Here is a 19,602-nt window from a genome sequence, read left to right as displayed (position 1 = left end):
GCCAGACAGCAAGATCAACCTATCCAGACTCCCTAACGGGTCTCTCTCTCCAGGGGTATCCACCTATGCCGCAGTCGCGCTCTGATGGCCTGCTGGCCATCTACCCGCACATCACATCCCGTGACCGTCAACTGCTCCAGCTTCTCGACGATCACCAGGTCCTCACCACCGACCAGATCCATCACCTGCTCTTCCACGCCCGGCGGACCTGCCAGATCCGCCTCACCGAGCTGCGAGCCCTGGGCCTGCTGGACCGGTTCCGGTTCGCCCGCGACGGCGGAGGCAGCCAGCCGTGGCACTGGACGCTCGGCCACAACGGGCACCGGTTCCAGGCCGCCGCCCACAAACGTCCCGAGCCCACCGCCCGCACGAGCCGTCAGACCGTGCAGCGACTGTCGGCCAACCCACACCTGACACACCTGCTCACCGCCAACGAGTTCGGCGTCCGGCTGTCCGCGTACGCCCGCCGCCACCCTGCAGCCCAGCTTCAACGGTGGTGGTCGGAGGCGACCACGACCGCCCGCTTCCTGTCGATCACCCCGGACGGGCACGGGCTGTGGAGCGTCGGCGACACCACGGTGGGCTGGTGGCTGGAGGTGGACACCGGCAGCGAGCCGCTGGGCAAGGCAGCCGCCAAGATCGACAAGTACGCGCAGCTGGTACGCAAAGACGGCCCCCGCTATCCGGTGCTGTTCTGGGTGCACAGCGAGGACCGCGAAGAGCACCTCCACGCGCACCTGCGCGGCCGGCGGCCCGAAGTCGTCGCCTGCGCCACGGCCACTCACGCCAGCGATCCGGCTGAAGCGGTGTGGCTTCCCGTGGGCGACACCCAGCGGGTGCGGCTGGTGGAGCTGCCCAGCGACCACGGCCGGGCGGTGGCCGCCAACGCCAACTTCGACGAAAACGGGGTCTTCCTACTCTGACAGACCCTGGCAGCCCAGACGTCGAACCTGTCAGCGCTGGTCAACGGCATGCAGGCGGTTCCTGACAGAGGCTGTGCTGTCAGGTCGCATGGCTACGGTGCAGCTTCTTCTCTTTCATTTTTTGCTCGCACCCCCCGCCCGTCTGTCCCTCTCGGACCTGCCCGCGCCCGCGCCGATCACCCACAGCCCACCTTCCCGGTCGGCTCGTGATCCACGCCCGCGCCTTGCACGGCAGCACTCCCGGTCCAGACGCCGCGATCCGGTGACACCACAGCATCACCAACCCCCATCACTCCTTCGCGAAGGGAGCACCCCGCCATGCCCAAGCCCACCCCGCTCACCGACCAGGTCGTCACCGTCTGCTTCGCCCCCGGCGAAGACGCCGACTGGTTCAGCGCCTGCGAAAAGGTCGACGACCTTCTCAATGTCAACGGCACCCCAGCTCGGCGCTACCACGTACGCCACCGCCGATTCATCGGTTGGCTCACCCGATTCTTCGGGTACTACCTGCTCGACGCCGTCCGCACGTTCGGCGCGCACACCATGGCCGCCGGTGGCCGTAAGGGTCGCCTCGACCTCAACGGTGGCGCCGTCAAGGCCGCCAACGACGCCCGCCTGCGCTGGCACGCCTGGAACCAGCACATCAACAACACCACCAGGCCCGCCCGCACCTGGGAAGACTTCCAAGCCCTGCACCACGCCGATCCGGCCAAGCTCAGCCTGGCCGAGGCCCGCCGCCGGTTCGAGCAGCAGCCTCGCATCCTCGCGATGCTCGCCTACGCCGGCGCCCACACCTTCGACCCCTACGAGCTGGCTGCCTACCAGGCCGGAGAGGCAACCTACGCCGGACTGCACTGGCGCATCGCGATCGTCGGCGATCTGCTGATCACCGCCGAGGGCAAGCTCCTCAAACCCGCCAGCGACAGCCTCGCCGACCGGCTCCGCTTCTTCAACAAGGCGATCAAGTACCTGCGCAGCCTCAAGTCCAGCGCACACCTGTGCGCCGTGACCATCGCCTAAACACCCCATACCCGAACACCCGAGGACCGGTCGCAGCCCCGCTGCGACCGGCCTTCGCCATGCCCACACCCAGCCCATCCGCCATAGGAGGCACCCATGTCCTTCCTGACCGACCCCGCCCTGCGGCGCATCGCCGCCGTCACCAACGACGTCCTTGCCGAGCACCTGTGGCGCTACGACACCGCCACCGAGGACGCCCTGGGCGACCTCGCCCGCATCCTGCACAGGACCGCGCTCGGGTTCAACAACACCACGGCCTTCCTCGACAAGGCGGTGCAGGAGTTGACCGCCCGCCCAGACCTCCGCCTGGCCGGCTACGGCCAGGCCCTGCCCAACGTGCTCGCCGCCGTGCAGCGCCACGGCATCCTCGCCGACCTGCTCATCGACGCCTACCGCGCCTGGCGCAGACACCGCCAGATCGAGCAGCACCGCGACGAGCGCCACCTGCTGCTACAGCCGGGCGACCCGTCGCGGGGCGTGGCCGTGCTGCGCGCACACGGGCCACACACATGGCGGGTGCTCCCCGACGCCGAGGCCGCCGAGGCGTTCGGCGTGCCCTCCCGGTGCCGCATCATCGGCCAGGTCGCCTGGACCGACGACGGCTGGCTGCCGACCGCGTACACCAACCCGGAGCACCTGCAGGCCCAGCCCGCGATCACCTACCGGCTACCGGTCTGCGACGACCTCGCCCCGGCCTGCCGGTCGCTGCTGCGCTGGTGGCAACTACGGCACTCGGCCACCTGGCGCAGCCGCACCCCCGACCAGCTCACCGAGTCCGAACTGGACCAGCTCGCCGCATAGGAGGCTGCCATGCTCACCCTCGATTCGGTCGGCCGCTGGATCACCCGGCGCACCGGCCGCAGCCTCGACCAGCACGCCACCGACTCCATTCCCGCCGCCGCGCACCTGCCCCAGGCAGCGAGCCGTCTGCGGCGCGCCCGAACCGAGCTGCTGCTCACCGTCGACCGGCTACGGACTGCCCTGATCAACGAGGACGACCTGACCGGCGCGACCGCCGCCGTCACTGGGCCGCTCGCGGCCGTGGAGAAGCTGGGCCGCGAGTACCGGTACGCCCGCAACTGGGCCGACATGCTGATCGGCGACCAGGCCCGCACCGAGTACGCCGACGCCAACAACGGGCAGGCGCTACGGCGGCGCTACGTCAACCCCGGCGACAGGGTGCTCGTCGTCCTGCCGCACACCGACTCCTGCCGTCTGCGCCAGCTCGCCGGGCCGGCCACCCGTGTGCGGGTCGGCCGGACCGATGCCGAGCTCGACCTCATGGTCGGCTCTGGACAGCTGCGCCTGGCCCACGCCGACGCCGGGATCTACCGCGACCCGGCCCACGGCCTCTACGTCCTTGCGCCCGCGGCCGACGAGTCCGCCGCCTCCGGCGACTGACCCCCTGGGCGGCGTCTCGCCGCCCCAAGGCCACCGGGCCGCACCTTCAGCAACCACCGCACGGCAGCGCACAGCTCCACGCGCCTGCCGCGATGACTGCTGCCCGCGACCCGGCACCACAGCCCGCACAACACCGTGCCGGGCTTTCACCACCTAGTTCCCAAGGAGGGAACCGATGCAGTACGACCTGTCCACCATGACGCCCGCCACCCGGGCCGTCCTCGAAGCTCTGCGCGACCTCGGCGAGGGCAACGTCAACGAGCTGGCCGACAAGTCCGGCAAGGCCGTTTCCACCGTCCACAAGGCGCTGAAGACGTTCGCCGGCGCCGGTCTGATCACCGAGGTCGACACCGGCGCGGACCCGGCCGAGGGCACCCCCGCCCGGTGGACCATCGCCGAGGGCGTCCTGACCGAGGGCACCGACCTCAGCATCGACGCCGACCTCGGCGACGACGACCAGGCCGGCGGCGACGGGGACGACACCGACCTCTCCAACGGCGACGCCTCCGACACCGACGCGGCCGACGGCGGCGACGAGCAGCCCGCCGACGAGCCGGACGGTACCGACGCCGACCAGGACTCGGACGACGACGCGGACGACGACGACGCGGACGACGACGACGCGGACGACGACGACGCGGACGACGACGACGCTGAGGACGACACCGAGGAGGACGAGGACGGCGACGAGGACGACAGCGACGACGACCCGGAGGACGAGGACGACGCCGACGAGGACGATCAGGGCAAGGGCCGGGTCACCATCGTCCAGCCGAGCCGTCCGGGTGACCGCAAGGTCATGGCCATCAAGGGCGTCCTGGCCGAGTTCGGCGAGGACGGAGCGACCCTCGACCAGATCGTGGCCGAGAGCGGGATCGGGCACCCGACCGCCTCTCGGCTGCTGACCGCGATGGAGCAGGCCGACGCCGCCCGGCGTCTGCCCGGCACCCCGGGGCGGTGGATCGCCGGACCGACCAAGGCCAGCGACGTCGACCCGAACCCGGAGCCGCCCCGCTGCCCGCTGTGCTTCCAGGTGGTCAAGGGCCTGTCCGAGTCGCCGGAGGCGGTCGCGCAGGTGATGCCCCTGGTCCGCCCGGACGCGACGCTGCACGTCGTGGCCGAGGACGGCACCGCTCACGTGGTGACGCTGCCCAAGCGGATGCCGATCCGCACGGCGGGCATCGCGACGGCCGGGGTGGTCCGCCGCACGGACGTCACGGTCAACGCCGACGGCAACCAGCCGTTCGGCAAGGGCGAGCTGGAGCGGCTGACGTTCGACACGCTCAAGGCCAACCCGGGCCGCACGATGACGCCGCAGGAGATCGCCACCGCGATCAGCGGCCAGCTCGGCGGCCGGGCGGTCAGCTCCGGGGCGGTGCGCAACAACTGCGGCAAGCTCGGTGCCGCCGGCCGCATCCTCATGGTCTCCGAGTCGCCGTGGGCCTTCCAGTACCCGGCCCCGGCCGAGGACGGCAACGCGGCCCCCGCCGACGCCCCGTCCGAGGACGGCCACGCGGTCTCGGCCGACGACGCCATGGGCGAGCAGTCCTGAGCGTGATGCCGGGGTCGGGCGATGCCCGGCCCCGGCATCACCCAGCGAAGTCACCGATGCCCGACACACCATCGCTGTCCCGGCTCGTCCGGGACTACCTGGCCCAGCAATCCGGCCAGGCACTCAAGCCCTGGCAGATCGCCGAGGGCGTCAGTGCCCGTCTCGACGGACGCCACGTCGGCGTCGGGGCGGGCACCAACATCTGCCTGTACGAGGCCGCTCAAGGCCGCCTCGTGCGGGTCGACCCGGCGCCCATGACGTTCGCGCACCTCACGCGAGCCGACAGCGACGCCGGACCGCAGTAGCCCCAACCCATCCCTTCGGGGGCCGAGCCGTCCGGCTCGGCCCCCGCGGCAGTTCGAGAAGGAGAGCCCCCTTATGCCGCACGAACTTGAGACCTTCGCTGACGGAAGCACGGCCTTCGCGTCGGCCCGTGTGTCGGCCTGGCACCAGCTGGGCACCGTCACCCAGAACACGATGAGCGCCACCGAGATCATGGGCGCCGCCCTGCTCGGCAACTGGGGCGTCCGCACCATCCAGGTGTTCGGCCTGGATCCCATGAGTGGCCTTCAGATCCCGGCCGACGACAAGCGCATGACCGTACGCCGCAACCCGGTGACCGGTGCCACCCAGTATCTGGGCATCGTCGGGACGGACTACGAGGTCATCCAGAACGAGCAGTGCGCCGACATGCTCGACCAGCTCGTGGACCAGGTCGGCGGCGCCCACTTCGAGACGGCGGGCAGCCTGCGTAACGGCAAGTCCGTGTTCGTCACGATGAAGCTGCCGACCGCGATGGAAATCGCCGGCATCGACCGGATGGACCTCTATCTGATCGGCACCACCTCCCACGACGGCACCGCCGCGCTGCGCGTGGACGCCAGCCCCATCCGCGTGGTCTGCGCCAACACCCAGCGCGCGGCCTTCGCCCACGCCGTGGGGCACTACACGTTCCGGCACACCTCCAACGTCGGCCAGCAGATCGCCCAGGCCCGCGAGGCGCTGGGCCTGATGTGGCGCTACATGGGCGCGTTCGAGAAGGCCGCCGAGCGGATGCTGCAGACCGCGCTGACCACGCGCGAGTTCGAGCGGATCGTCGCTCAGGTGTGGCCGGTCAAGGACAACGCCTCCGACAAGACAAAGGCCAACGCCAAGGAGCGGCTGGGCACCCTCAAGTACCTGATCACCGAGGCCGACACGCAGAAGGCCATCGCGGGCAGCCGGTGGGCCGGATACCAGGCCATCACCGAATACCTCGACCACTACCAGCAGGCCAAGGATGCCAGGACCCGCGCCAACCGGGTCCTGACCGGCAACGTCGCCGACATCAAGATCGCCGCCTTCGACCTGCTGAAGGTCTGACCGCCCCTGCCCCTTCGCCGGGGCGGCGGTCACCCGCGACAGCCGTCCCGGCCCGTCACGAACGGACCCAGCCATCCCATGACCCACAACACCGAGCGCCGGTCAGATCGGAGGCCACGATGATCGGCCACATCCGCCATCCCCGCGACGAACGGCAAGCCGTATGCGGCGTGCCCGCCGTCGACGTCACCCGGTGGGAGACCGAGGACCCGCCCCGCCCGGACTACAGCTGCGAGGACTGCCTGACCCTGCTGCCCGACGCGGCCCGACCCGACGACTACCAGCACCCGATCGGCGACGCCACGCTCATCGACTCGCTGCGGCGCATCGTCGCCGAACGCCAGCACGCCAAGATCGACGGAGTGCTGGTCGACCTGTGGTCGGCCGGCGTCACCATCACCATCTGGGACCGGCTCAAAGACCACCACCGGCAGCGCCTGCTGACCCTGCCGTCGCACGAGCTGAACCTGCGCTGCGTCGCGATCTACACCCGGCTCACCTCCGGCGAGGGCACGTGACCGAGCCGACACACCAGTGGTTCCACTTCGGCCCGTGGGTGTTCTCCATCCACGCGGCTATCGCGCTGATCGCCGCCGCACCCCGCCCCACCCGGCGCCTCGATGTCGCCACGTGGGCGCAGGCGTACGGCCTGACCAGCCTCGACGAACCGTCGTCGCACACGATCGGCGTCATCGTCCGGCCAGCGACGGCTTCGACCGTGCCTACGCCATGTCCACCGACCTGGCCACGCCGGTCATCGTCGCCCAGCTGCCCATCCCCGGCCAGCCGCCCGGCCCGCTGCTCATCGACGGCACCCACCGGCTCTACCGGGCCTGGCGCGAGGGCGTGCCCCGGCTGCCCGCCCACGTGCTCACCGTCGCGGAGACCCGCCAGGTCCGCCGCGACGTGCGCCTCGGCCCCGACCGGACCTGGCTCAACCCGCCGCACTGACCGCGGCCGTACCTACCCACCCTCGTACGCCTCGGCAAGCCGCCCACGCCGGCGGCCCCGAGGCGTACCCATGTCACCTTCCGGGAAAACCCGCATGGCCTATATGCCGCCGTGGCAGCGGCTCTGTGACTGCCGCTGCCCGCAACACCACGGCTACCACCGCACGACCTACAACGACGAGGGCTGCGCGTGCGCGATCACCTGCGCCACCCAGCCGACCACCCTGATCACCGAGCACTGGAACTGCGCCCTGTTCCTCGACAACGGCGCAGACCTGTGGTTCGTCAACCGGCTCCCCGGCGGCCAGTGGGACTGGCCCAACGCCGACCACATCCACGAGCACCACGACTTCTACGACGCCAGCCTGATCATCGAGCGGCAACTGCGTCAGACCGTCACCATCCTGCAAAACCCCCACGAGCCGCGCCGCACGGCGTAGCCGCTGAAACCCGCACCACATCCATGGGCCTGTTGGGCCGCCCCGCGAGGGCGGCCCACGGCCTTTTCGTGTTTCACCACCCACACCAGACAGACAGCTATGGCGCCGCACCTACCGCAGCTCCTACGAACGCGCCTGCGACTGCAACTGCCCAGCCCACGGGGCCAGCCGCGCTCGATCTACAACGACCCCGGCTGCCACTGTCTGGCCAACTGCGCCAGCCAGCCCATGACCCTGCTCGCCCCGCAGATCGGCGGGGCGCTGTTCCTCAACTACCACGGCACGCTGTGGCACGTGCCCGGCCTGCAACCGGGCCACTGGGACTGGCGCTACCCCACCCCGGTCGACGTCGGCCATCCGCTGTTCGACGCAGGCGACCTGATCGCCGATTTCCTCCGCGAGACCCACGAGGGGCTACTGCCGCTGATCCACCCGCCCGCAGCCCTCGTTCCGTCTCGACCCCGCCGGCCGCGCACCCGCGCGAAGACCCCCTTTTTTGTTTTCACCGAAAGGCGTTCGCCATGACCAAAGCCATCATCGGCATCGCTACCGTCGTCATCGTCGGCTGCTTCGGCCTACCGATGCTGCTGCTGTCCTCCGTGATGGGCGGCGGCCCCGGCGGGTGCGGCATCGCCGCCGCGCCCGCCCTGCGCCCCTCCGGCCAGCCGCCCGGCATCGGCACCTGGGACACCGAACAGCTCGAAATCGCCGCGACCATCATCGACGTCGGCGTCGCCAAAGACGTGCCCCGCTGGGGCTGGGTCGTCGGCATCGCGACCGCCCTGCAGGAGTCCGGGCTGCGCAACCTGCCCTTTCTCGGCGACCGCAACGACCGCGACTCGATCGGGGTGTTCCAGCAGCGGCCCAGCCAGGGCTGGGGCACCGTCGAGCAACTGGCCAAACCGGACTACCAGGCTGGGAAATTCTTCGACAAGCTCCTGACCGTTAGCGGGTGGGAGACGATGCCGCTGACCCGGGCCGCCCAGGCGGTCCAGATCTCGGCCTTCCCCGACGCCTACGCGAAGTGGTCCGACGACGCGCTCAACCTCGTCGAGCAGCTGACCAACACCCTGGCCGACTGCGCCACCGACGCGCTCGCCGCCCTGCCGGACGGGTTCACCCTGCCGGTCAACACCCCGCCGCAGGTGATGACCGCGATCTTCTGGGCAGTCGGGCAGCTCGGCACCCCGTACCACTTCGGCGGGTCGTGCACCGATCCACATTCCGGCAACCCCGACCAGCAGTGCGACTGCTCCTCGCTGATGCAGTCGGCGTACCGGGCCGCCGGGGTCTCCATCCCACGCGTCACCACCGACCAGGTCAACGCCGGGAAGGCCATCACCGACCCGGCGATGCTGCTGCCCGGCGACCTCATCCTCATCCCCGGCAGCGAGGGCACGATGTCCAACCCGCGGCACGTCGGCATGTACCTCGGCCAGGGGCTCATCATCCAGGCCCCGAAAACAGGCGACGTAGTGAAGATCATCAAGTCGGGCAGCTGGCTCAACCAGGTCGCGGCGATCCGCCGAATCGTCGACTGGTAGTGACGTCGTGAAAGAGGGAGTTCAGCGGGCGGCGAGGCGTTGTTGCAGTTGTGCGTGGCTGAACTCGTAGACGGCGCCGCTCTGGCGTAGGACGCCGCGGTGGTGCGCGTCGGCAAGGAAACCGGCGAACCGCCAGGGAGCGTGGTGCCGCAGCGCCAACCAGCATCGGGTCACTGCGTACACCGGCCACGCCGAATCCGAGACGTCGAAATGAGCGGCCACGAACCCCATGGCCAGACCAAAGCCGAGCCCCCCGCGCATCGCGCCGGCCGGCAGGCTGGTCAGGATCGACAGGACGAGGATCAGCAGCCACCACCCCCCCGCGAGCAGCAGGCCGGTGCGGCGGTCGGCGGCGAGTACGGCGTCCGGGTCCGCCGTACGGGCGAGGTTCGCCGGTGCGCCCTCGACGGCTTCGACGCCGAAGTAGAGCAAGGCTATCGAGCCGAACAGAAGACCCACGCCCAAACCGGGGTAGGCGCCGGCGACGTGCCCGATCGGCAGCCCCCAGCCGAAGGCGGCGAGTATTCCCGCGATCAACCCGAGCCGAAGGCGGCCAAGTGACCAGCGCAATCCGTGCCGAGGCGAATAGCTTCCGAGTCCCGACCGGGCCTGGCGCTCGATGGCGTCACCGAACATCAGCCCGATGCCCAACGCCAATGCCAGCGCCGTGGCCAGAGCCACCCCGTGCAGCCCGGCGATCAGCGCAGCCACGCCCACCACGACGATCCACAGGCCGGTGGCCAGGAAGAGGAACAGCCGGCGAGGTGCAGAGCGGCGCAGTTGCCACCATGCGAGTTCAGTGGTTCCGCCGCAATCGTCCCGCAGATGCCGGGCCAGGAAAGCGAGGTAGCGCTCGGCCGGACCGGCCGCCCACCGGCGGCTACGCCGGTACGCGGCCGGGATGAACGCCCCGAACAGGTGGTCTTCGATCTGCTCGATGGTGCGGAACCGCCCGGCGTCACACAGTTGCGCCGGGTCCGGCAGCGATCCGGCATCCTCGCCAGGACGGGGGTTGTAGATGGTGCTGGCCATGCTGACCAGCAGCGGGCTGAGCAGGGCCACGCCGACCGTCGAACCGCCGTCGAGGACGGCCAGCACCGGCGCCCAGCGTTCGGCCGCCGCCGGCGAACCGCCCGCTTCACGGCGCAGGTAGCTCCGCACCGCCTCGGCGCCGGGCGCGCTCAGCACGATGCCCGCCGCGCCCCGCAGCTTCACCGGCATGCCGGCGGGCGGATCGACAACCTCCCGATAGTCGTCGGTTCGGCAGGCGACGACCAGCTGGTCGCCGGCACACAGAGCGTCGTTGATACCGACCAACGCGTGCCGGCGCTGCTCCGTGGGCATCTCGTCCAGCCCGTCCAGGATCGGCAGCAGCAGGCGCTGGGTCAGCAACGCCTCACCCAGGCCGAGTCCCCCGAGCGCGAACGGAGCCGGCGCGGCCAGTGCGGGATGGTCGATCGCCAGCCGTCGCAACAGCCAGGTGCGCAGGTCCTGTTCTGCCGGATGCCACGAGGCGAGCGGCACTAGCACCGGCACCGGCTCGCGCGCCGCCGCTCGCCTGTGGACGAGCAGATCGAGCACCAGGCGAATCAGCAGCGCCGTCTTGCCCGACCCGGGGCCGCCGAGCACGATCAGCCGCCCGCTGGGTACCCGCCGCAGCGTCGCACCGAGGTGCCCGCCCGACGCCGCGAGATCGGCGGGTGCCGCGGCCCAGCCGTCCCGGTTGGACCAATCGACCGCCGCATCGACCACATCGGACCACTGCTCGACCAGCGACGCGGTTGCGGGCTGCCAGGGCACCGGGAACACGTTCTGGTCGTTGATGCGCCGACGTTCCGCCTCATCCTGCCACTGCCGTTCGACGGCCGTCGCCAGTTGGTCGGCGGCCGCGGCGAGCGGATCGGCGGCGGACGAGAACGCCTGGCGGCCGGCTTCGCTCCGCCGGCCGAACACCTCCGTGACCACTGAGGCCACCAACAGCAGCCCGGCGAGGGTCCACAACACGGGCGGCCACCAGACGGCCTCGACCCGTACGGTCCCGGTCGCCAGGTTCGCCACCAGCGCGAAGGCTGCCGCCACCGTGACGCTGGTGACCGGCGAAGGACGCCACCGCACGTTGTCCTCCATCAGTCGTCGACGATGGGTACAAGAGCAATACCATACCCATGGCCGGCATCGGGCAGCCCGGCGCGGTATGTCACAGGCCGAGGTAGATGCGGCGTACCCGCGGGTCCTGGCGCAGTTGTGCGGACGTGCCGGTCATCGCCACCTCGCCGTTCTCGACCACCAGGCGGGTTCCGGTGGCCTCGAAGGTGAGCTTGGCGTTCTGCTCCACGAGCAGAAGGCTCAGGCCCTCGCCGTTAAGGGAGCGCGCCGATCCGCAGCATGCCGCCGGTGCAGCGACCGGACGGGCGGATGGCGCTTGCCCACAGCGGTTGCCCGCACGAGCAGGCGGCTCGCCATGGCTGGTCGCGGGGCACGCTGTGCGCGGCGATGGCCCAGCGTAGTACAGGCACGATGGCCAGCAGGGGTAGCAGGCGTGCGCGGGGCGCCGCGGCGGTGGTGGTCACTTCTCATCCAGGCTGGTGCGGAACTGGGTGGCCAGCGTGATCGTGTCTTCCTGCGGTTCGGCGTCGAGGTCGGCGAGGGCTTTGGTCAGGGCGCGCAGCAGGGTGCGGATGCCGTCGGCGTCGCCGAGGGCGTGGCGGGCGTGCATCGCCTTGGTGTAGAGGGCCTCGTTGTAGCGGTCGAGTCCGATGGCCTTGTCGAGCAGGTCGGACGCGGCCTGCGGGTTGGTGTCGAGTAGGTCGTCGGCCAGCAGTAGGTGGGCTTCGGTGCCCCATCGGCGGACCGTTTCGCGGTGGGGCTGCAGCCACTCGTAGTCCTGGCCGTGTGCGAGGGGCGCGGTGTAGAGGTCGCAGGCGGCGGTGAGCAGTTCGCGGCGGCGGGGCTCGGTGGCGATGGTGGCGTTGCGCATCAGGTCGCGGAGGGTCCACACGTCGACGTCCACGGTCGCGGGGTCGAGCCGGTACCGTCCGGCGGATCTGATGACGTAGGCGTTCTTCGTCTCGGCGGTGCCGGCGCGGCCGAGTACGTGCCGCAGGTTCGAGGCGTTGGTGTGCACGCGTTGGTCGGCCTGGCTGATGCGGGCGTCGGGTTCGAGGAATTCGCCGATCTCGCGGGTAGCAGCGCCGTCTGGATGCACGGCGAGGTACACCGCCAGTTCCAGGGCCTTGGCTCGTAGAGGCCGGCCTTCCGCGGTCATGCCTTCGATGCGCGGCGTGCCAAGTACGCGCAGCCGCGCCCGTCCCGACGCGATGTCGACGGTGGGCTTGACGGTGATCGGGGTAGGCGGATCCGTGGCGGTGGGCGTGGTCTCGGTGCGGCTGGCGTGCAGGGGCACGATCGTGACGGGCACCGTTGGTGAGGAGGCAGCGGTCGGCTCGCCGGTCTGCGCCTCCCGCAACGTGGTCAGAATCTGGATCGCCGTAGACGCTTCCAGCACGGGCAGGCGCGGCGGCACCGGTTCGGCCGGCTGCCCGGAGATGAGCGTGGTGTGTCCGTCCGGGGCGACCTCGACGGTGGCGCCGTGTGCCCATTCGCCGAGCAGGAGCGCGGACACGTGCAGACCCCCGCCCAGTGCGAGGGCGGTTTTGGCGCGCATGCGGGCACCGGCGGGCGGGGTCTCGGTGATGAGCATGACCTGCGGCTGCGCTTCCTCGTCGGGTACTGTCCGCCGCAGCTCGTCCAGGTCGGTGAGGGCGTGTTCATCGAGGATGCGGCTGCGGTGCAACAGGCGGGACTCGATCACGGTGAGCGCGTCGTCGATGTTCGTACTCACGTGCAGGCGCGGTATTGGGCCGAGGGTCACCACGTCCGGGCCGAGCAGCGTGGCCAGGGTGGCGGCGTCGATGACGACCTCGCCGCGTGCGTCGGGGTGGTGCGGGCCGCCGGAGGCCAGCACGGCGACGAGCGTGGCGCGGGCGGCAGCGGGCGCGCCGTCGCCGACGATGCCGGTTCCACCCGGCGGCAGCGGCGCGAGGTCGGCCATCAGCGCGGGTGGCTCGGCGTCGTCGGCGGCAGGGGGCGGGAGTTCGGGATTGCGGGCCACGGCACGGCGTAGCGCGACCACCGGTGGTGGAAGTTCGGTCGGCGGGTCGTCGTCCGGTTCGCCGGAATAGCGGCGGCGGCGCTGCAGCCAAACCGATGCGGCGGCAGCGCTGATCGCGGCAGCGATTGACCACGGCAGCCAGTCGAAGGGCGCTAGCTGCACGCCATGGTCGTCCACTGCGGTGGTCGGGTTGTGTGTGTCGGTGGCGGTCGGTGAGGCCGGCGGCGGTACGGCGGGGCTAGAGGAGGCAGGCGTCGATGCGGACGCGCTAGCGGCCGCCGATGGCGTTGTGCTCGGGATGGCGGCGGGTTCCTTGGCGGTCGCGGGTGGCTGCACGGTGGGACCTGGCGGCTTTGCGGTGGCGCCCGGCGATGCGGGCGGCGGCACCGGCCGGGGCGTCGCCGCCGGAGGTGGCTTGGCTGGCCTAGCGGGTGTAGCAGCCTTCGGCGGGTGCGCGGCGGCGGGTAGTTGGAGTTCCCAGCCGGGGTAGATGAGGTCGCAGTCGCGCAGAGTGCCGCCGACGCCAGGGAAGTGGCGGTGCTTGTTCAGGTGGCAGATTTCCGGCCATCGGTCCGCGTCGCCGAGCCACTCCTTGGCAACCTTGGACAGGGTGTCGTGTCGCTCGACCGTGTAGAGGTAGCGCTGGTCGGCGACCTGGATGATGGCGGGCCCGCGGGCGGCGGCCTGCCGAGGAATGTCGGCGCGCTCGGTGGCGGCGACGGGCGTAGTCGGCTGGTCCGGGTTCGTCGCGCGGTCGAGCGAGCCGGCGGAGGTGACGGCGAGCGCGGCGGTGCCCGCCAAGCCGAAGACGAGCCGGTGCAGCGGGGCCGGGAGTCTGAGCACGGGGATGCGCCGCCGGGTCAGCGCCGCGACGATCTCGGCGAGCAGGAGCAGCGTGAACACGCCCCACAGCAGCCACATCGCCCACAGCGCCGCGCCGATGAGGACGTCGGGGGTGAATCGTCCGGTGGAGCGTTCGAACCAGTCCGGGATCTGCGACCAGGCCGGCAGGCGTCGCACGGGGTCGCCGCCGGCGAGCCACAGCAGCGTCGGCACCGCAGCCAGAAAGATGCTGGCGCCGATGACTGCGCGAGCGGTGCTGGCCAGGGAACGGGACAGGGATCGCCGGCGCGGGGGCGGGTCGTGGGGATGATGGACCGTGGCTCGTGGACCGTACTCGGCCAGTCTGTCGGCGCTGTCCGGGGACATCTGCGGCACCTGTCCCTCCCCCTGCGGCTGGTCGTCAATCTCCCCGGATACACGAGGATGAGTGTTTCCGGCTATCGCACGGAGAAGGATTCTCACCATCCGCACACAAAGGATCACGCGGAGAGGATCACGGTTGACGTTGCCTCGCCCTCACGGGTGAGACTGCCCCTCATGCCAAGCGGGGGCGCCAGGGCGTCGATCGATCTCAGTTCCTCGGCCATCGCCGCCACCGTCAGCCGGCAGGGCGCTCGGGTCCCGATCCTCATCGACGGTCGCCTCGTCGTGCCACCGGGCGTCGCCATCGGCCCCGCCGGTCAGCTCTACGCCGGCCTCGACACCACCGCCGCGAGGTCCCTCCCGGCGGACCACCGGTTCATCGACGATCCAGCCGACCTACTCGGCAAGCCCGCCCACGCGTCCGGTGCGGCACAACCCGACCCCGTGGATCTGCTCGCTGCCGTCCTGCGGCATGTCGCTCACTATGCCGCCAACCAGGTCGGCCAGCCGATCACTGAGCTCACCGTGACGGTCCCACCGAGTTGGGGACCACGCCGCCGCGGACAAGTGGGCGAGGCGGCAGGCCGAGCGGGACTACCGTCCCCCGCCCTGGTCACCGCACCCGCCGCCCTCGCCGCCTACGCCACGACGCTCGGCCTCACCCTGCCCGAGGGCTCCTGCGTACTCGTCTGTCAAGCGGACCGCCATCCGGCAACCCTCACCGTCCTACAGGCCGTCGGCGATGGCTACCGCGAGTTGGCAACACAGCAGCTCGACGGCACACCCGACCTCGACCACCTCATCACCCGGCGGGTCGTTCACACGGCAACCGCCGATGATGACCCACTCCGAGCAGCGATCAACCAACCCTCGGATGTCAATGCGGAGGGTCGTCTCGCCCTGCTGGAGTCCGTCCGCACCGCCAGGAATCTGCTCGCGGCACAGGACCGCGCACCGATCCTGCTGCCCGCGCCCCGACAGCCTGCGGTCATCACCCGCGAGGACGTCACGATCGCCGCGCAGCCCCTCCTCGATCAGGTCCCTGGTGCAGTCGACGGACTTCTCGACGCGGCTGACGTCGACAAGGAGCACCTCGCCGCTGTCATCCTGAGACCAGCTCACGCCCTGCCCGCGCTGACCGACCGGCTCGCGCAAGCCACCGGCGCCACTCCCGCACTCGTCGACCACCCGCACGCCCTCGCTGACGGCGCCCTGACCCTCACCACCGGCCACCAACCCGGGCCCCGTGCCGCCGCCGCACGGCTACCCCGTGTCCGGCTGCGCGTCAGCGACCTCACCGGCACCCTCCTCATCGGCGCCTGCTCCCTGACCCTGCTCCTGCAAGCCGTCCTCACCGCCGACGTCACCACCGTCCTCACCTACGTCGTCGGAGCCCGCACCTCCCTCCCACAGCTCGGCACCGCCGGCGCGCTCGCCATGCTCACCGCCTTCGCCGTAGCGCACCTCGCCCCCACCACCTGGCTCGCCGGAACACCCGCCGCGTCAACAACCGAACCCACCACGGGCAGCCTCATCCGGCGGGGCTACCTCGCCGCCGCCGTCGGCGGCGCCATCGCCGCCGCCCTCTACGGACTCGCCACCGGCACCGCCGTCGAGTTCGACTACACCCCCTACCTGAAATGGACCCTCGGCGCGGCCCTGCCGCTCGCCGCCTGCGCCGCCCTCACCGCCGCCGCCGCACCCCGCATCCCCGCCGACGCGCTGCCGACCTGGCTCGCCCTGAGCCGCCCCGCCATGACGCACGCGATCATCGCCACCGCCGGCATCTTCCTCATGCGCGCGTCGCTCACCCTCACCGTCCCCGTCGACCTGACCGGAATGCCCGGCCTCGCCGGCAGCCTCGGCGCAGCCCTCGTCGGAGTGGCCACCGCCCTGACCATCAGCCGCAGCCGCACAATCCGCACCATCACCACACCCGGTCTGGCCATCGGCTACGCCCTCGTCTTCACCTCCGACACCAACAGCGCCCTGATCATCGGCTACCTCATCGCACTCACCTGGTGGGGACTCCGACTCACCGCCCACACCCTGCGACTCGCCCTCCCAGACGTAGGAGCAGCACTGCACCGCCTCGTCGATCGCTCCGGCAGCTGAATAGCCGGACGTGGCAGGCGAGCAAGCACCCCCAGATCGCGTCCTGCTTCTATCGCCGGGCAGCTCCTGAAAATCGCGGCAAGGCGGCTGACGCTCCGGACACGGCAGCTCGATTCGAGGATTCGTCGTCGAGCCACTTGTCATATTGCCACCACCGTGCCGATTTCGAGCGTGCGAGAACGGGCGCTGATCGCTGCACTCGCCGACCCGCACTTCGACCGCGCCTCTGCGACCCATCCGCGCGCTCTCCCAGATAACTCACGCTCGGGCCGCTCCTGAAGCCCGGGGCGGTTCAGCCTCCGACGGCGAAATCCGCACCGGGTTTCCTCAAGCCCACGTGGTCGGTTTACCTCGCCCAGCGGCCACTCAATATCCACCGCTGCTAACGCGTGGCGCTCGACATTCCGGGAACGCGAATCAAGTCATCTACGTTGCGCTTTGGCCAACCCAATCTCGGCTGACGCTTCCGCATGGACGGCCAAGGTGGACGGCATTCGCCCCAGTGGACCAGATTCCCCTAGTTCGCAGCTGAGCCAGACGCCCTGCCCGCTGCCTGACACACGACAACACGGACCGACGTGCTGGCCGGACCTGCCTACCCGCCCTGGCAGGTCCGGCCAGCACGTCGGCTTCAAGACCCCCTAAAACAGCTCCGTCCACAGAACCACGGAGCTCTCGCACATCGCACATCCCGACCCCTCGCGTAAACCAACTTCCTTGAAAGGGAACCACTATGCCCACGATTTCAAGTTTTCCTACCTTCGTCGATCTCGATTGGACCAAGAAGATGAGCATTCCAGCCTTTTCAACACGCCCCCGTGCGCCCGAGAACCGCACGAATTCACGCGACATCTCCCAATCGCCAGGCGGACGCCCCATAGGCGTCTCCTATCCGCCGGCCTGCTCCCTGAGCGGTCAAGGCAAGGATGCCTGTTCACACGGAGGGCAGATTCCACAGAGTCCCACCGTTGCAAAGATCAGCGACAGGCTTGACGTCTCAGGGCCGCAACGGGTCGATAGACGTCCACGGCCAACACATCCCGCGACCGTGCATCGCAGCGGCAGCGCTGTCGATTCCCGGCCCCTGCCAGGCTGGAATCCCGAAAGGACACCCGATCCATGCCCGCCCTATCCCCGCCCCAATTCCGCGTCCCTATCATCGAATGCCACCGGCCGGCGGCAAGCTGCCGGCCCCGCCACACGCCGCCGGCAGCCCGGTTCGGCCAATACGTTAGGCCGGCGATGAACGGCTCAGCCGCCACCGAATGGCGGCCAGACCCCCTACTGACCATCGACGACGTCGCCGCCTGGCTGGGCAAGCCCAAGAACACCCTCTACGCCTGGCACAGCCGAGGCAAGGGACCGCGCGCCATCCGCGTCGGCAACACCCTGCGCTACCGGCGCAGCGAGGTCGAGCGCTGGCTCGACGACCACACCGATGCGGAGCGTTGATCCATGGCCCGTCCTGAACTGCCCCTCGGCACCTGGGGCAAGATCCGCACTCAGAAGCTGGGACCCAATCGGTTCCGCGCACGAGCGCGGTTCCGCGACTACGACGGTAAGACCCGCGAGATTGAGGCCACCGACACCACCGGCCCGGCCGCCGAACGGGCGCTGAAGGTCAAGCTACGTGACCGCACCACCCCCAACGACGACGAGATCACCCGGGAGACCCGCGTCAGCAAACTCGCCGACCTGTGGATCGAAGAGATCACCACCGAGGAACGGATCGCACCACAGACCATCCAGCGATACGAGACCAGCGCGCGCAACGCGATCCTGCCTGCCCTGGGCAACCTCCGGATCCGGGAAGCCAGCGTCCCCGCCTGGATCGGTTCCTGCGTGACATCGCCAAGGACCGTCCCTCGGCAGCCAAAGGCGCGAAAGTCGTCCTGAGCCAGATGTTCGCTCTGGCCGTGCGCCACGACGCGGTCCCCACCAACCCCGTACGCGACACCGGTCGGCTACGCAAACCCGCCGCACCGTCGTCGCCCTCACCGACGAGAATCTCCAGGCCGTCCGTACGGCAATCCGCGACTGGCAGCGACCCATCCCCGGCAAGCCCGGACCACGGCACAGCGGCGATCTGGCGGACATCGTCGACCTGATGCTCGCCACCGGCGCCCGCATCGGCGAGATCCTCGCCCTGCGCTGGGAAGACCTCGACCTCGCCGCCGAACGCCCCACCCTGACGATCTGCGGCACGCTCGTCTTCGTCAAAGGCCAGGGCTTCTTCCGCCAACCCTGGACCAAGAGCGACGCCGGCTGGCGGATGGTCGTCCTGCCCCGGTTCGCCGTCGGCATGATCCTGGCCCGCAAGCTCATCGCCGCCGACAATTCCCACGACGCGATCTTCGCCTCCCGACGCGGCACCTGGCTGTCGCCGAACAACGTCCGCCGTCAGTGGCGTGAGGCTCGCGCCGACACCGACCTCGCCTGGGTCACCCCTCACACCTTCCGCAAGACCGTGGCCACCCTCATCAAGGAAGAGACCGACACGAAGAGCGCCGCAGCGCAGCTTGGGCACTCCAGCGAGGAGGTCACCGCCACGTACTACATCGCCAAGCCCGCCCAAGCCCCGGACGTCTCGGACATCCTCGAGCGACTCGGCGCCGACCGCGGTAGGCGGCAACGTCCCGCACCCGCGGCGCCTAACGACGCGCATGGATGACAAACCTGGTTGACGACCCCGTTAAATGGGGGGTTTTCGGGGGGCGGTTCAAAACCCCATAGACAAACTTAAAGCCCTGACCAGCGTTTCCGCTGGTCAGGGCTTCTTCTCTGTCGGGACGGCCGGATTCGAACCGACGACCCCTTGACCCCCAGTCAAGTGCGCTACCAAGCTGCGCCACGTCCCGATGCCCCCGCGCGGTTTCCCCCGCGACAGCCGGTTCAGCTTAGCGCAGGATCTTCCGGAAGCGCGCACGCCCCCTCCCGCGCCGCCGGCCCCACCCGCACATCCTCTAGAGCGGCCTAGG

Annotated in this window: 17 protein-coding genes, 1 tRNA gene and 1 pseudogene; 15 read left to right on the top strand and 4 right to left on the bottom strand. The window is 70.2% G+C overall.

What is annotated here, in order from left to right; genetic code table 11:
- Positions 1 to 65: 65 nt before the first annotated feature.
- From DKT69_RS16520 to DKT69_RS16465, 12 genes are all read left to right on the top strand, one after another.
- On the top strand, positions 66 to 923 hold the full coding sequence (locus tag DKT69_RS16520) for a replication-relaxation family protein (protein WP_109802437.1): 858 nt from the start codon (positions 66 to 68) through the stop codon (positions 921 to 923).
- Positions 924 to 1,241: 318 nt separating this feature from the next.
- On the top strand, positions 1,242 to 1,943 hold the full coding sequence (locus tag DKT69_RS16515; protein WP_109802436.1) for a hypothetical protein: 702 nt from the start codon (positions 1,242 to 1,244) through the stop codon (positions 1,941 to 1,943).
- Positions 1,944 to 2,039: 96 nt separating this feature from the next.
- Positions 2,040 to 2,744 (top strand): hypothetical protein, encoded by a 705-nt coding sequence (locus DKT69_RS16510; protein WP_109802435.1) that lies wholly within the window; start codon positions 2,040 to 2,042, stop codon positions 2,742 to 2,744.
- Positions 2,745 to 2,753: 9 nt separating this feature from the next.
- Positions 2,754 to 3,344 (top strand): hypothetical protein, encoded by a 591-nt coding sequence (locus tag DKT69_RS16505; RefSeq protein ID WP_109802434.1) that lies wholly within the window; start codon positions 2,754 to 2,756, stop codon positions 3,342 to 3,344.
- Between the two features lie 175 nt (positions 3,345 to 3,519).
- Positions 3,520 to 4,896: a helix-turn-helix domain-containing protein gene (locus DKT69_RS16500; RefSeq protein WP_109802433.1), complete on the top strand. Its 1,377-nt coding sequence runs from the start codon at positions 3,520 to 3,522 to the stop codon at positions 4,894 to 4,896.
- Positions 4,897 to 4,952: 56 nt separating this feature from the next.
- Positions 4,953 to 5,201: a hypothetical protein gene (locus DKT69_RS16495; protein ID WP_109802432.1), complete on the top strand. Its 249-nt coding sequence runs from the start codon at positions 4,953 to 4,955 to the stop codon at positions 5,199 to 5,201.
- Positions 5,202 to 5,274: 73 nt separating this feature from the next.
- The gene (locus tag DKT69_RS16490; protein WP_109802431.1) at positions 5,275 to 6,258 is read left to right on the top strand and encodes a DUF932 domain-containing protein; all 984 of its coding nucleotides are present in this window, start codon (positions 5,275 to 5,277) and stop codon (positions 6,256 to 6,258) included.
- A gap of 119 nt (positions 6,259 to 6,377) precedes the next feature.
- Complete coding sequence (locus tag DKT69_RS16485; RefSeq protein ID WP_109802430.1) at positions 6,378 to 6,776, top strand: hypothetical protein; 399 nt, start codon at positions 6,378 to 6,380, stop codon at positions 6,774 to 6,776.
- A 211-nt stretch (positions 6,777 to 6,987) separates the two neighbouring features.
- Complete coding sequence (locus tag DKT69_RS16480) at positions 6,988 to 7,209, top strand: hypothetical protein (RefSeq protein ID WP_109802429.1); 222 nt, start codon at positions 6,988 to 6,990, stop codon at positions 7,207 to 7,209.
- Between the two features lie 94 nt (positions 7,210 to 7,303).
- Positions 7,304 to 7,648 carry a hypothetical protein gene (locus DKT69_RS16475; protein WP_146231106.1) on the top strand — a complete coding sequence of 115 codons (345 nt, stop codon included), beginning with the start codon at positions 7,304 to 7,306 and terminating at the stop codon, positions 7,646 to 7,648.
- A gap of 228 nt (positions 7,649 to 7,876) precedes the next feature.
- On the top strand, positions 7,877 to 8,173 hold the full coding sequence (locus DKT69_RS16470) for a hypothetical protein (RefSeq protein WP_109802427.1): 297 nt from the start codon (positions 7,877 to 7,879) through the stop codon (positions 8,171 to 8,173).
- A complete protein-coding gene (locus DKT69_RS16465) occupies positions 8,170 to 9,192 on the top strand; it encodes a C40 family peptidase (RefSeq protein ID WP_109802426.1) in 1,023 nt (340 codons plus the stop codon). The genes DKT69_RS16470 and DKT69_RS16465 overlap by 4 nt, the downstream gene beginning before the upstream one ends.
- Positions 9,193 to 9,213: 21 nt before the next feature.
- Here the strand turns inward: DKT69_RS16465 and DKT69_RS16460 are convergent, their stop codons facing one another.
- The 3 genes from DKT69_RS16460 to DKT69_RS16450 all read right to left on the bottom strand — a co-directional run bounded on the left by DKT69_RS16460 (position 9,214) and on the right by DKT69_RS16450 (position 14,629).
- Positions 9,214 to 11,319 (bottom strand): NACHT domain-containing protein, encoded by a 2,106-nt coding sequence (locus DKT69_RS16460; RefSeq protein ID WP_109802425.1) that lies wholly within the window; start codon positions 11,317 to 11,319, stop codon positions 9,214 to 9,216.
- A gap of 70 nt (positions 11,320 to 11,389) precedes the next feature.
- On the bottom strand, positions 11,390 to 11,527 hold the full coding sequence (locus DKT69_RS16455) for a hypothetical protein (protein ID WP_109802424.1): 138 nt from the start codon (positions 11,525 to 11,527) through the stop codon (positions 11,390 to 11,392).
- A 231-nt stretch (positions 11,528 to 11,758) separates the two neighbouring features.
- Positions 11,759 to 14,629, bottom strand: a complete 2,871-nt coding sequence (locus tag DKT69_RS16450) for a transcriptional regulator (RefSeq protein WP_236647957.1) — start codon at positions 14,627 to 14,629, stop codon at positions 11,759 to 11,761.
- A 54-nt stretch (positions 14,630 to 14,683) separates the two neighbouring features.
- On the opposite strand from DKT69_RS16450, the gene DKT69_RS37780 reads away from it, so the two are divergent.
- The 3 genes and pseudogenes from DKT69_RS37780 to DKT69_RS39830 all read left to right on the top strand — a co-directional run bounded on the left by DKT69_RS37780 (position 14,684) and on the right by DKT69_RS39830 (position 19,295).
- The gene (locus tag DKT69_RS37780) at positions 14,684 to 16,624 is read left to right on the top strand and encodes an Hsp70 family protein (protein WP_161557859.1); all 1,941 of its coding nucleotides are present in this window, start codon (positions 14,684 to 14,686) and stop codon (positions 16,622 to 16,624) included.
- Positions 16,625 to 17,866: 1,242 nt separating this feature from the next.
- On the top strand, positions 17,867 to 18,076 hold the full coding sequence (locus DKT69_RS16430) for a helix-turn-helix transcriptional regulator (protein WP_109802420.1): 210 nt from the start codon (positions 17,867 to 17,869) through the stop codon (positions 18,074 to 18,076).
- Positions 18,077 to 18,079: 3 nt separating this feature from the next.
- Positions 18,080 to 19,295: pseudogene (locus DKT69_RS39830) on the top strand (tyrosine-type recombinase/integrase).
- A 113-nt stretch (positions 19,296 to 19,408) separates the two neighbouring features.
- On the opposite strand, the gene DKT69_RS16420 reads toward DKT69_RS39830, so the two are convergent.
- A tRNA-Pro gene (locus DKT69_RS16420) sits at positions 19,409 to 19,482 on the bottom strand.
- Between the last annotated feature and the right edge of the window lie 120 nt (positions 19,483 to 19,602).

This window comes from Micromonospora sicca (genome assembly GCF_003172935.1).
Lineage (GTDB): Bacteria > Actinomycetota > Actinomycetes > Mycobacteriales > Micromonosporaceae > Micromonospora > Micromonospora sicca.
The sequence above is the reverse complement of the archived record's forward strand: the minus strand, read 5'-3'. Positions and strand labels throughout refer to the sequence as shown.